Source organism: Enterobacter sp. SGAir0187 (assembly GCF_002952735.2).
In the GTDB taxonomy this organism is placed as follows: Bacteria; Pseudomonadota; Gammaproteobacteria; order Enterobacterales; family Enterobacteriaceae; genus Enterobacter; species Enterobacter quasiroggenkampii.
In genome coordinates this window covers 2,680,661-2,692,966 of the sequence record NZ_CP025034.2, presented here as the reverse complement: position 1 = coordinate 2,692,966, position 12,306 = coordinate 2,680,661, and the positions used below count along the sequence as shown (strand labels likewise).

At 56.6% G+C, this 12,306-nt stretch carries 12 protein-coding genes; 6 read left to right on the top strand and 6 right to left on the bottom strand.

Features of this window, described 5'->3' with window-relative positions:
• Positions 1-73: 73 nt before the first annotated feature.
• Positions 74-967 carry a CDF family cation-efflux transporter FieF gene (fieF, locus tag CWR52_RS12935; RefSeq protein WP_045909114.1) on the bottom strand — a complete coding sequence of 298 codons (894 nt, stop codon included), beginning with the start codon at positions 965-967 and terminating at the stop codon, positions 74-76.
• A gap of 153 nt (positions 968-1,120) precedes the next feature.
• Positions 1,121-1,627, bottom strand: coding sequence for a cell-envelope stress modulator CpxP (gene cpxP / locus CWR52_RS12930; protein WP_045909112.1), 507 nt, complete (start codon positions 1,625-1,627; stop codon positions 1,121-1,123).
• Between the two features lie 150 nt (positions 1,628-1,777).
• On the opposite strand from cpxP, the gene cpxR reads away from it, so the two are divergent.
• On the top strand, positions 1,778-2,476 hold the full coding sequence (gene cpxR / locus CWR52_RS12925; RefSeq protein WP_006179159.1) for an envelope stress response regulator transcription factor CpxR: 699 nt from the start codon (positions 1,778-1,780) through the stop codon (positions 2,474-2,476).
• The gene (gene cpxA / locus CWR52_RS12920; protein ID WP_045329509.1) at positions 2,473-3,846 is read left to right on the top strand and encodes an envelope stress sensor histidine kinase CpxA; all 1,374 of its coding nucleotides are present in this window, start codon (positions 2,473-2,475) and stop codon (positions 3,844-3,846) included. The genes cpxR and cpxA overlap by 4 nt, the downstream gene beginning before the upstream one ends.
• A gap of 53 nt (positions 3,847-3,899) precedes the next feature.
• Here the strand turns inward: cpxA and yiiM are convergent, their stop codons facing one another.
• Together yiiM and sodA are read right to left on the bottom strand one after the other, a co-directional pair.
• Entirely contained in the window at positions 3,900-4,574 is a 675-nt protein-coding gene (gene yiiM, locus CWR52_RS12915; RefSeq protein WP_104949853.1) for a 6-hydroxyaminopurine reductase, read from the bottom strand.
• Positions 4,575-4,645: 71 nt separating this feature from the next.
• Positions 4,646-5,266: a superoxide dismutase [Mn] gene (sodA, locus tag CWR52_RS12910; RefSeq protein WP_003861999.1), complete on the bottom strand. Its 621-nt coding sequence runs from the start codon at positions 5,264-5,266 to the stop codon at positions 4,646-4,648.
• 288 nt (positions 5,267-5,554) lie between these two features.
• Here sodA and rhaT point away from each other — a divergent pair, with 288 nt between their 5' ends.
• Complete coding sequence (rhaT, locus tag CWR52_RS12905; protein WP_104949852.1) at positions 5,555-6,589, top strand: L-rhamnose/proton symporter RhaT; 1,035 nt, start codon at positions 5,555-5,557, stop codon at positions 6,587-6,589.
• Here the strand turns inward: rhaT and rhaR are convergent, their stop codons facing one another.
• Both rhaR and rhaS read right to left on the bottom strand, forming a co-directional pair.
• Entirely contained in the window at positions 6,590-7,438 is an 849-nt protein-coding gene (rhaR, locus tag CWR52_RS12900; protein WP_104949851.1) for an HTH-type transcriptional activator RhaR, read from the bottom strand.
• A gap of 73 nt (positions 7,439-7,511) precedes the next feature.
• Entirely contained in the window at positions 7,512-8,348 is an 837-nt protein-coding gene (gene rhaS, locus CWR52_RS12895; protein ID WP_104949850.1) for an HTH-type transcriptional activator RhaS, read from the bottom strand.
• A 301-nt stretch (positions 8,349-8,649) separates the two neighbouring features.
• Between rhaS and rhaB the strand changes: the two genes are divergently transcribed.
• From rhaB to rhaD, 3 genes are all read left to right on the top strand, one after another.
• A complete protein-coding gene (gene rhaB, locus CWR52_RS12890; protein ID WP_104949849.1) occupies positions 8,650-10,119 on the top strand; it encodes a rhamnulokinase in 1,470 nt (489 codons plus the stop codon).
• Positions 10,116-11,375 (top strand): L-rhamnose isomerase, encoded by a 1,260-nt coding sequence (gene rhaA / locus CWR52_RS12885; protein WP_104949848.1) that lies wholly within the window; start codon positions 10,116-10,118, stop codon positions 11,373-11,375. The genes rhaB and rhaA overlap by 4 nt, the downstream gene beginning before the upstream one ends.
• A gap of 92 nt (positions 11,376-11,467) precedes the next feature.
• Positions 11,468-12,298: a rhamnulose-1-phosphate aldolase gene (gene rhaD, locus CWR52_RS12880; protein ID WP_104949847.1), complete on the top strand. Its 831-nt coding sequence runs from the start codon at positions 11,468-11,470 to the stop codon at positions 12,296-12,298.
• Positions 12,299-12,306 lie beyond the last annotated feature (8 nt).

Here is a 12,306-nt window from a genome sequence, read left to right as displayed (position 1 = left end):
ATTGATTCAGGTCAGACCAAATGGCGGTAATTTATACACAAAATGCTGGCCTGGCTCACTTTTTTACAACGAATTACGAAAGCCCAACATGTCCGGGTACAACCGAGCAGGGATCCTGGTGAATGATGACGTCTGAACCAGGAAAACGCTGCAAAATCGCCTGCTCAACCTGCTCAGCAATCACGTGAGCCTGAACCAGTGGCAGGTTGTCTTCCATTTCAATATGAATCTGAATAAAGCGGGTCGGCCCTGACTGCCGCGTTCGAAGATCGTGCGCACCGCTGACGCCGGGCCAGGCGGTCACGATAGAAAAAATTTCATTGCGTTCTGAGTCCGGGAGGGCGCGGTCAAGCAGTGATTGCACCGCTTCATACCCCATCCGCAGGGCGCTATATAAAATATAGATACCAATCCCTAACGCAAACAACGCATCGGCCCGATGCCAGCCATACCAGGCCAGACCGAGCGCAATAAGAATAGCCCCATTCATCATAACATCAGATTGATAATGAAGCATATCCGCCCGTACGGCCTGACTTTGCGTTTTGCGAACGACCCAGCGCTGGAACGTTACCAGAACAAGTGTGCATATAAGCGCGACAATCGTCACAACGACGCCGACGCCGGGATCGTTCATCGGTGTCGGCGAGACGAGATGCTGAATGCCGGTGAGAAACAGGAACAGCGCAGAACCGGATATAAACATGCTCTGCGCCAGCGCGGCCAGCGACTCCGCTTTGCCGTGCCCAAACGTGTGCTCTTCATCCGCTGGCTGCAGCGAGTAACGCACCACCAGCAGGTTGGTCAGCGAGGCGGCAATATCGACCAGCGAGTCCACCAGCGCCGCCAGAATACTGACCGATCCGGTATACCACCACGCAAAAACCTTAATGACCAGCAAACACGACGCCATGATCGTCGCGGCCATGGCGGCCCGGTTTACCAGTCTTCCATAGGATTGATTCATAAACGCTCCTGTCATGTCATGCCGCTAGTATAACGGAAGCATGTGGAGTCGAAGGATGAATAAACGGTTAACAAATCAGAATGCGGGGCAAAAAAAACCCCCACATCATGTGGGGGAAGACAGGGATGGTGTCTATGGCAAGGAAAACAGGGTTTACTGGTTACTACGGGTACTGCTATTGCTACTGAAAAACGTCGTTTCTGAGCTTCGCTGCATCCGTGCAACCTCACGCAGCTGGTCCATTCGCTGCTGATGTCTGGTGTTCAAAACCGCTTGCTGCTCGGGCGTTAGCAGGTGGAACATCTGGTTGCGGACCTTCGCCATTTCAACCTGGCGAGCAACCTGTTCCTGTGCCATTTTTTCGGCCTGAGCGCGCACAGCGCTTTCGTCAAAATTTTCTGCGGTGACAAGGCGATGCATTGTCTCCATTTCGCTAACATTAACAGGGGGCTGGTCGTGTCTCGCCCTCTGCATCAGATCTCGCATCTGTTGACGCTGATGTTCGGTTAAACTTATGCCGTCAAACATATGGCTTTGGCTACTGTGCTGCGTTGTGTCCTCTTGTGAGGAACCGTTATCGCTGATGATAGCTACAGCAGCCTGGCTAAACGCACTGAACGCCAGCGTTGAGGCCATGACGGCAGCGGTAACTTTGCGCATCACTTGCTCCCAAAATCTTTCGTGTCGCGATTCAACGAGAGACAGTCTACGATTCAGGCTGCAAACATGCGTCAGGGGGTGTAAAACAACGTAAAGTCATGGATTAGACGGCCTTGATGTCGTAATTTCTGCCTCGGAGGTATTTAAACAATGAATAAAATCCTGTTAGTTGATGATGACCGAGAGCTCACATCCCTTTTAAAGGAGTTGCTCGACATGGAAGGTTTCAACGTCCTGGTTGCCCATGATGGCGAGCAGGCGCTGAGTCTCCTTGACGACAGCATCGATTTACTTTTGCTCGACGTGATGATGCCGAAGAAAAACGGTATTGATACGTTGAAAGAGCTTCGCCAGACACACCAGACTCCCGTTATCATGCTGACCGCACGCGGCAGCGAACTCGACCGCGTACTCGGCCTTGAGCTGGGCGCGGATGACTATTTACCGAAGCCGTTTAACGACCGCGAACTGGTCGCCCGTATTCGCGCGATCCTGCGTCGTTCCCACTGGAGCGAGCAGCAGCAGAATACCGACAACAGCTCACCTACCCTTGAAGTCGACTCCCTGAGCCTGAACCCGGGCCGTCAGGAAGCGAGCTTTGATGGCCAGACGCTGGAACTGACCGGCACGGAGTTCACCCTGCTGTATCTTCTGGCGCAGCACCTTGGCCAGGTGGTATCGCGTGAACATTTAAGCCAGGAAGTGCTGGGCAAACGTCTGACCCCGTTTGACCGCGCCATCGACATGCACATCTCTAACCTGCGCCGTAAGCTGCCGGAGCGTAAAGACGGTCACCCATGGTTTAAAACCCTGCGTGGTCGCGGTTATCTGATGGTTTCCGCTTCATGATAGGAAGCTTAACCGCCCGCATCTTCGCCATCTTCTGGCTGACGCTGGCACTGGTTTTAATGCTCGTACTGATGTTGCCAAAACTCGACTCACGCCAGATGACGGAGCTTCTCGACAGCGAGCAACGTCAGGGCGTGATGATCGAGCAGCACGTGGAAGCCGAGCTGGCAAACGATCCGCCAAACGATTTAATGTGGTGGCGCAGGCTGTTTCGCGCTATCGACAAGTGGGCGCCGCCCGGACAACGCCTGCTGCTGGTGACCAGCGAAGGCCGCGTGATTGGGGCCGATCGCAATGAAATGCAGATTATCCGCAACTTCATTGGCCAGGCAGATAACGCCGATCACCCCCAGAAGAAAAAATATGGCCGCGTAGAGATGGTGGGGCCGTTCTCCGTCAGAGATGGCGAGGACAACTATCAGCTCTACCTGATTCGCCCCGCGAGCAGCTCCCAGTCCGACTTTATCAACCTGCTGTTTGACCGCCCTCTCCTGTTACTGATTGTGACTATGCTGGTCAGCTCGCCGCTGCTGTTATGGCTGGCGTGGAGCCTGGCAAAACCGGCCCGTAAGCTGAAAAATGCGGCTGACGAAGTGGCTCAGGGTAACCTGCGACAACATCCTGAACTGGAAGCCGGACCGCAGGAGTTCCTTGCCGCCGGGACCAGTTTTAACCAGATGGTGAGCGCGCTCGATCGCATGATGACGGCACAACAGCGTCTGCTGTCGGATATCTCGCACGAACTGCGCACCCCGCTTACGCGCTTACAGCTGGGCACCGCGCTGTTGCGCCGCCGCAGCGGGGAGAGCAAAGAGCTGGAGCGTATCGAAACCGAAGCGCATCGTCTGGACAGCATGATCAACGATCTGCTGGTCATGTCGCGCAATCAGCAGAAAAACGCGCTGGTGAGCGAAACGGTGAAAGCCAATCATCTGTGGCATGAAGTGCTGGATAACGCGGCGTTCGAAGCGGAGCAGATGGGCAAATCCTTCACCGTCAACTTCCCGCCGGGGCCATGGCCGCTGTACGGTAACCCCAACGCGCTGGAAAGCGCGCTGGAGAATATCGTGCGTAACGCCCTGCGCTACTCGCACACGAAGATTGAGGTGGCGTTCTCGGTGGATAAAGACGGGATCACCGTCATTGTCGACGACGACGGTCCTGGCGTCAGCCCGGAAGACCGCGAGCAGATTTTCCGTCCGTTCTATCGTACCGATGAGGCGCGCGATCGGGAATCGGGCGGTACGGGACTGGGGCTGGCGATTGTGGAAACCGCCATGCAGCAGCACCGCGGCTGGGTGAAAGCCGACGACAGCCCGCTGGGTGGGCTGCGGTTAACGCTGTGGCTACCGTTGTATAAGCGTTCGTAGCTGTTAGTGCCGGGTGGCGGCTTCGCCTTACCCGGCCTATTCTTTACGGAGGACTATTTACCCCACAACCTCCGCGAATTATCCTCGATCTTGCTGCTTAAACGCCGTTTCTGCATCGTTCTTGTCCAGCTGGTCGATAACCCCGCCGCCGACAGCAGGCGATGATACTGCTCGTCATCAAACGGCATATGCCAGGCAATGGCGCAGGCGTCGTAAACAGACACTTCACTCAGGCGTGATGCCAGCTCAAGCGGCGCATCCGCTGACACCTGCCCAGCCAGCACCACACGGTACAGCCAGCCGGTTTTACCCGCGCTTTGCATCTGAGCCGACATGTCATGAATACCGAAATGGAAGTTGAGCTTGAAGCACGGCGAGCGCGGCTGCGTCACCTGAATCAGGGCATCGCCCCAGCGGTAGATATCACCGATAAACACGTTCTTTTCGGTGAGCCCTTCGGTGGAGAGATTCTCGCCAAACGCGGGGGCGACGAAGAGGTCCGCCTGCTCGGGGAACTCGGTTTTCCAGTGCTGATAGTGCTCGCGCGGGTAGTGGCACAGCGCGCGATCGGGCCCACCGTGGATCTTCTTTTCGGCCTGCTCGTCGCCCACAAGCCCAAGGTCGGTTAACGTCAGCTCACCGTCGACCTGAATTTTGGCGATGGCGCTCGGGCGGCTGCCGTCGTACTCCCTTACCTTGCCTGTAAATACATTCACCGGGTAATGCATCGCTGCCTCCATTACGCAGATACAAAAAAAGCGAGCCATCAGACTCGCTTCTCACAGGCGTCAATGCAACCTTATTTTTTAGCGGCGAAACGCGCTGCTGCTTCGTCCCAGTTCACCACGTCCCAGAACGCTTTGATGTAGTCCGGGCGACGGTTCTGGAATTTCAGGTAGTAAGCGTGTTCCCACACGTCCAGACCCAGGATTGGGAAGCCGGATGCGCCAGAGATCGCTTCACCCATCAGCGGGGAGTCCTGGTTAGCAGTAGAAACCACCGCCAGTTTGTCACCTTTCAGAACCAGCCACGCCCAGCCGGAGCCGAAGCGGGTTGCAGCGGCTTTTTCGAATTCCGCTTTGAAGTTGTCAACAGAACCGAAGTCGCGCTCGATAGCCGCTTTCAGGTCGCCCTGCAGGGTAGTACCGGTCTTCAGGCCTTTCCAGAACAGGCTGTGGTTTGCGTGGCCGCCCGCGTTGTTACGCAGCACGGTTTTCTTGTCCGCTGGCAGCTGGTCCAGCTTGGTGATCAGCTCTTCAACAGGCAGGTTAGCGAACTCTGGCAGGCTTTCCAGCGCGGCGTTCGCGTTGTTCACGTAGGTCTGGTGGTGTTTAGTGTGATGGATTTCCATCGTCTGCTTGTCGAAATGCGGTTCCAGTGCGTCGTAGGCATACGGCAGGGATGGCAGTGTATAACTCATAATCCTCTCCATTATTGTCGGGCGGCACAGCTGTTAATGCCGCGTAAGCAGTTGGTTCATTATAGTTAATTAAATGATATTGAAAATGATTATCAATGCCGTAGTTTTTATAAGGTTATTCAGTTTTCGATTAATAGCGGAAATGTGAGTCTGCTCACGCGGTTAACGTGCTGATTGCCATCCAGAACACCTGTGCGGCAACCTTCTGAAGGTTCCCGGACTGCCTAATTTTTACACTCCTCAAGTCGAAGAGAAGCCACTGACGATAAAAACGATGAGGGTGTAAAAATGAATCATGCGATTACGATGGGTATCTTCTGGCATTTGATAGGCGCTGCCAGTGCAGCCTGTTTCTATGCTCCGTTTAAAAAGGTGAGAGGCTGGTCATGGGAAACCATGTGGTCCGTTGGCGGGGTCGTGTCCTGGCTGATTTTGCCCTGGACCATTAGCGCCATGCTGCTGCCCGATTTCTGGGGCTACTTCTCCTCCTTCAGCGCCTCCACCCTGCTGCCGGTGTTCCTGTTCGGCGCGATGTGGGGCGTCGGTAACATCAACTATGGCCTCACCATGCGCTATCTTGGCATGTCGATGGGCATTGGTATCGCGATTGGCATTACGCTGATCGTCGGAACCCTGATGACGCCAGTTCTCAACGGCAACGTCGAGGTGCTTATTCATACTCAGGGTGGGCGGATGACGCTCCTGGGCGTGCTGGTGGCGGTCGTTGGCGTAGGAATAGTGACTCGCGCGGGGCAGTTGAAAGAGCGCAAGATGGGCATTAAAGCCGAAGATTTTAACCTGAAGAAAGGTCTGCTGCTGGCGGTGATGTGCGGCATTTTCTCGGCCGGTATGTCGTTCGGGATGAATGCTGCCAGGCCTATGCATGACGCCGCCGCCGCGCTGGGCGTCGACCCGCTGTACGTTGCGCTGCCAAGCTATGTCGTGATTATGGGTGGCGGCGCGATGGTTAACCTGGGCTTCTGCTTCATTCGTCTCGTAAAAGTAAAAAACCTGTCGGTAAAAACCGACTTCTCGCTGGCAACATCGCTCATCATTACCAACGTGTTACTCTCTGCGCTCGGCGGCCTGATGTGGTATTTACAGTTTTTCTTCTACGCCTGGGGCCATGCCAGCATTCCGGTGCAATACGACTACGTAAGCTGGATGCTGCACATGAGTTTCTACGTACTGTGTGGCGGGCTGGTCGGTCTGGCGCTGAAAGAGTGGAAAAACGCCGGACATCGTCCGGTTGGCGTACTGAGCCTCGGCTGCGTGGTGATCATTATTGCTGCCAATATCGTTGGGCTCGGCATGGCAAACTGATCACGACCCCTTTCGACTGCGATGACGCCACTGTACCGGCGTCATCCCCACCTCGCGATTAAACACCACTGAAAAGTAGTTACTGTCTTCAAAGCCGCAGCACATCGCCACATCACTGACCATGCACTCCGTATGCTGCAGGAGATATTGTGCATGGCAGATGCGCAGCTGGCGCAGATAATGGTTGACCGTCATCCCGGTCAGGGTGCGGAACTGCTGGCGCAACGCGCGCTCGCTGCACTGCTCCTGCTCGCAGAATCTCTCCAGTATAAAGTTTTTATTCAGGCTGCCCGCAAGCGTGGTGATGAGCTTATCCAGCAGCGCTTCCTGCGTCGTGGCGGAGGGGTTATCAGTGGCGTAACGATGGCGCTTTAACGTCACCACCAGCTGGGCGAAAAGCAACTCCGCTAGCTGGTTAGAAACGGGGTCGTTCTTCTGGCTCTCCTGCTCCAGTTGAGAAATAACCTGCCGTACCTGAGCCATGCCATTACTGCTTAAGCGCCAGTGCGGAGAACCCTTAGCATCAAGAAAACCCGGAATGCTTGCGGCCCAGTCTACGTTAAGCCTGAGCCTGTCTGGACAGTAAATAACGTTCTGCAGTACCAGGTCATTAACCGAGGCGTAGGAGTGTTTATCCTCCGCGCGAATGTAGAACAGATCTCCGCGCGTGATGCGGTAGGGACGGTCGTTGAGGATGTGCAGGCCGTTACCGCGCCATACCAGCACCAGTTCGCAAAACTCGTGGGTATGTTCGGCAAAGACGTCTTGCGGGTAGCGGTCAGCCACCGTCACGGCCTGGCTCGCGGAGGCATAAAAATCATCTTTGCGAAGGATTAACTGAGCAGCCACACCACGACCTCTACGCCGAATAACCTGACACTATTAGCTTTTTTGCGGAAATAAAACGGTGACTGCCCTCGCGTTACTGAAGCATCGCGTCTTTCCCCTGACGAATATCACGCGGCGACCAGTTAAATTCCCGGCGAAACAGCGTTGAAAAGTGATTGCTGTCGCCAAAACCGCAGCAATAGGCGATATCCGTGACGCTTTCGTCGGTATGACGTAAAAGATGACGCGCTTTGATCAGGCGCAGACGGTTGAGATATCGCTGCGGCGTCATACCGGTATGCTGTTTAAGCTGGCGATGCAGGGTGCGCAACGACAATGAAAAATCATCCGCAAGCGTTTCCCAGCAGACATCCTCAGCGAAATGATCTTCCAGCCAGGCCATCAGATGGTTCAGGCGCGCGTTGTTATCTTCCAGCCCTTCCACCAGGCTGCTGCGGCGCAGCAGCACCAGAAGCTGCATAAACAGCAGTTCGCGCGTGGCAATGGCATGCGTCTCCCGCCCGTCCTCGCTCTTCTCCATTTGGCCCACCAGCTGACGCACCTGCTGCAGGGTGGACTGATTTACGCGCCAGTGCGACGGATAGTGTCCGTCTTGCTCCTGGGGCAACAGCTGATTCAGCCGCGAAAGAAACTGGAACGCATCCGGGGAACGGTAGAGCACATTCGTCAGATACAGGTTGTCGGTATGCTCATACAGGTGCCGATCGTGGTCACGCACGAAGCACACCGTACCGCCGCTGATGGTATAAGGCTGGCCATTGAAGACATGAATACCCGTCCCGCGCTCAACAATCACAATTTCATGAAAATCATGGTGATGCTCCGGGAACGCGGCCTGAGGAAGCCGTGGCTCAATCGCGACAGGCGCCCCTCCTGAAGGAAAAAAATCCACGCTGTGCAATACGGTCATAACGGCCTCCACCAATGAAAAATATTCTCAAAATAGTAATTAAGGCCTTCCGCACTCACCTTCAATTTTTGGCAATAAACCTCGCAAAAGCTGTCCATTTTTCAAGAAACAGGGGGAAAGATCGGGAAATGCGGTCAGCGTCACACTGCCTGAAAACCCCGCCACCACTGGAAACTGTGAACTCCCTCACATTCACCTTTGCTTTCTTGCCAGCGCGAGATTTGGCCTGTCAGTGGTGAGAAGGTGACTTTTTCTTCCCTTTTTTACACTCACCGCTAATGACTTAAGAAAGGACCCGACTATGACTTTTCGCCATTGTGTGGCTGTCGATTTAGGCGCATCCAGCGGGCGCGTAATGCTCGCGAGCTGGGACCGTGAGCAGCACACGCTTGCGCTTCGCGAAATGCACCGTTTCGCCAACTGCCTGCAAAAACAGGACGGTTTTGTGGCCTGGGATATCGATGCCCTGGAGGCGGAGATCCGTATCGGACTGAACAACGTCTGCAACGATGGCATTCGCATCGACAGCATCGGCATTGATACCTGGGGCGTGGACTACGTTCTGCTTGATAGCCATGGCGAACGCGTCGGCTTGCCGGTTTCTTATCGCGACAGCCGCACCGACGGCCTGATGGCGCACGCTATCGCCCAGCTTGGCAAGGACAACATCTACAGACGCAGCGGCATTCAGTTTCTGCCGTTTAACACGCTTTATCAGCTGCGCGCTTTGGTCGAGCAACAGCCAGAGCTGGTGGCGGACGTGGCCCATGCGCTGCTGATCCCGGATTACCTGAGCTATCGTCTGACCGGCAACATGAACTGGGAATATACCAACGCCACCACCACGCAGTTGGTCAACATCAACTCGGATAACTGGGATGAACATCTGCTGGCCTGGACGGGAGCGTCGCCTTCCTGGTTCGGTACACCAACCCACCCGGGTAATGTGATCGGTCACTGGATTTGCCCACAGGGGAACGCAATTCCTGTCGTTGCCGTCGCCAGCCACGATACCGCCAGCGCGGTGATCGCATCCCCACTTGCGAGCAAAGACGCGGCTTACCTCTCGTCCGGCACCTGGTCGCTGATGGGCTTTGAGAGCAAAACCCCGTACGCCAGCGATGCTGCCATGGCCGCAAACATTACCAACGAAGGCGGTGCCGAAGGCCGCTACCGTGTACTGAAAAACATCATGGGGCTATGGCTGCTCCAGCGGGTGCTGAAAGAGCAGAACATTACCGACCTGCCCGCGCTTATCGCCGAAACCGAAAAGCTGAAGGCCTGCACGTTCCTGATCAATCCGAACGATGAGCGCTTTATCAATCCGGCGCACATGAGCGCCGAAATTCAGGCCGCCTGCATTGAGGTCGGGCAGCCGGTGCCGTCCAGCCCTCCCGAACTGGCGCGCTGCATTTTTGACAGCCTCGCCCTGCTGTATGCCGACATCCTCAGCGAGCTGGCGAGTCTTCGCGGAAACCCCTTCAGCCAGCTGCATATCGTGGGCGGCGGCTGCCAGAACCAGCTGCTGAACCAGCTCTGCGCCGATGCCTGTGGCATCACCGTGGTGGCAGGTCCCGTGGAGGCCTCCACGCTCGGCAATATCGGCATTCAGCTGATGACTCTGGACGAACTTTCCAACGTTGACGACTTCCGTTCGGTGGTGACGGCGAACGCCAGTCTGACCACCTTCACACCCAATCCCTGCCATGAAATTGCTCGCTTTCGCGCGCAGTTTCAGCAAAACCGACTGACTAAGGAGCTTTGTGCATGACAACTCAATTAGAACAAGCCTGGGATCTGGCTAAACAGCGTTTCGCCGCCGTCGGCGTGGATGTCGAAGAGGCGCTGCGCCAGCTCGACCGTCTGCCCGTCTCCATGCACTGCTGGCAGGGCGATGACGTCGCTGGCTTCGAGAACCCAGGCGGTTCCCTGACGGGGGGTATTCAGGCCACGGGTAACTATCCAGGCAAAGCGCGCAACGCGACCGAACTGCGCGCCGACCTTGAACTGGCGCTGAGCCTGATCCCGGGGCCAAAGCGCCTGAACCTGCATGCGATTTATCTCGAATCCGATGAGCCGGTGGCGCGCAACGAAATCAAACCGGAACACTTTAAGAACTGGGTAGAGTGGGCCAAAACCAACAGGCTGGGCCTGGACTTTAACCCGTCCTGCTTCTCACATCCGCTGAGCGCGGACGGGTTTACTCTCGCCCACGCGGACGACGACATCCGCCAGTTCTGGATCGACCACGTGAAGGCCAGCCGCCGCGTTTCGGCGTACTTCGGCGAGCAGCTCGGCACACCGTCGGTGATGAACATCTGGATCCCGGACGGCATGAAGGATATCACCGTCGATCGTCTGGCTCCGCGCCAGCGCCTGCTGGCCGCGCTGGATGAGGCTCTCAGCGAGAAGCTGGACCCGGCGCACCACATCGACGCCGTCGAGAGCAAGCTGTTCGGTATAGGTGCCGAGAGCTATACCGTGGGCTCGAACGAGTTCTATATGGGTTACGCCACCAGCCGCAAGACCGCGCTGTGTCTGGATGCTGGCCACTTCCACCCGACCGAGGTGATCTCCGACAAAATCTCCGCCGCCATGCTCTACGTGCCGCGTCTGCTGCTGCACGTCAGCCGTCCGGTGCGCTGGGACAGCGACCACGTGGTGCTGCTGGATGACGAAACCCAGGCGATTGCCAGCGAAATCATCCGCCACGACCTCTTTGACCGCGTACACATCGGCCTCGACTTCTTCGATGCCTCCATTAACCGCATCGCGGCGTGGGTTATCGGCACCCGCAATATGAAGAAAGCCCTGCTGCGCGCATTGCTGGAGCCTGTCGCCACGCTGAAACAGCTGGAGGCTAACGGTGACTACACCGCACGTCTGGCGCTGCTGGAAGAGCAGAAATCCCTGCCGTGGCAGGCAGTGTGGGAGATGTACTGTCAGCGTAACGATGCCCCGGCGGGCAGCCAGTGGCTGAACAACGTGCGGGCGTATGAGAAAGACGTTCTCGCCGCTCGTCAGTAAAAACATCGCCCGGCAGCACGTTGCCTGCCGGGTCTACGGGTAAGAGTAGGCCGGGTAAGCGTAGCACCCGGCATTTTCAAAGGAACCACAGTATGCAGACCATCACCACCTCCTGGTTCGTCCAGGGCATGATCAAAGCCACCTCCGACGCCTGGCTGAAAGGCTGGGACGAGCGCAACGGCGGCAACCTGACGCTGCGCCTGGACGACGCGGATATCAAACCTTTCGCGGCCGATTTCCACGCGAAGCCGCGCTATATCGCGCTGAGCCAGCCGATGCCGCTGCTCGCCAACACGCCGTTTATCGTCACCGGTTCCGGCAAGTTTTTCCGTAACGTCCAGCTCGACCCGGAGGCCAACCTCGGCGTGGTGAAAGTGGACAGCGACGGCGCGGGTTACCACATTCTGTGGGGGCTGACGGATGAAGCGGTGCCCACCTCCGAACTGCCGGCGCACTTCCTCTCCCACTGCGAGCGCATCAAGGCGACCAATGGCAAGGACCGCGTGATCATGCACTGCCACGCCACCAACCTGATCGCCCTGACCTACGTGCTGGAAAACAGCGCCGATGTCATCACCCGCAAACTGTGGGAAGGCAGTACCGAGTGTCTGGTGGTATTCCCGGATGGCGTGGGCATTCTGCCGTGGATGGTACCGGGTACCGACGAAATCGGCCAGGCAACCGCCGTTGATATGCAAAAACACTCTCTGGTGCTGTGGCCGTTCCACGGCGTATTCGGCAGCGGCCCAACGCTGGATGAAACCTTTGGCCTGATCGACACCGCCGAGAAATCAGCGGAAGTGCTGGTGAAGGTGTACGCCATGGGCGGCATGAAGCAGACCATTGCCCGGGAAGAACTCATCGCCCTCGGCAAGCGCTTTGGCGTGAGCCCGTTGCAGTCCGCGCTGGATTTATACGCATAACGCCTTCG

Excerpts from the sequence above, each read along its gene's own strand:
- rhaT (WP_104949852.1), top strand. The coding sequence starts at position 5,555 with ATGAATCATGCGATTACGATGGGTATCTTCTGGCATTTGATAGGCGCT.
- rhaS (WP_104949850.1), bottom strand. The coding sequence starts at position 8,348 with ATGACCGTATTGCACAGCGTGGATTTTTTTCCTTCAGGAGGGGCGCCT.
- rhaD (WP_104949847.1), top strand. The coding sequence starts at position 11,468 with ATGCAGACCATCACCACCTCCTGGTTCGTCCAGGGCATGATCAAAGCC.
- rhaA (WP_104949848.1), top strand. The coding sequence starts at position 10,116 with ATGACAACTCAATTAGAACAAGCCTGGGATCTGGCTAAACAGCGTTTC.
- yiiM (WP_104949853.1), bottom strand. The coding sequence starts at position 4,574 with ATGCATTACCCGGTGAATGTATTTACAGGCAAGGTAAGGGAGTACGAC.
- fieF (WP_045909114.1), bottom strand. The coding sequence starts at position 967 with ATGAATCAATCCTATGGAAGACTGGTAAACCGGGCCGCCATGGCCGCG.
- cpxP (WP_045909112.1), bottom strand. The coding sequence starts at position 1,627 with ATGCGCAAAGTTACCGCTGCCGTCATGGCCTCAACGCTGGCGTTCAGT.
- cpxR (WP_006179159.1), top strand. The coding sequence starts at position 1,778 with ATGAATAAAATCCTGTTAGTTGATGATGACCGAGAGCTCACATCCCTT.
- cpxA (WP_045329509.1), top strand. The coding sequence starts at position 2,473 with ATGATAGGAAGCTTAACCGCCCGCATCTTCGCCATCTTCTGGCTGACG.
- rhaB (WP_104949849.1), top strand. The coding sequence starts at position 8,650 with ATGACTTTTCGCCATTGTGTGGCTGTCGATTTAGGCGCATCCAGCGGG.
- sodA (WP_003861999.1), bottom strand. The coding sequence starts at position 5,266 with ATGAGTTATACACTGCCATCCCTGCCGTATGCCTACGACGCACTGGAA.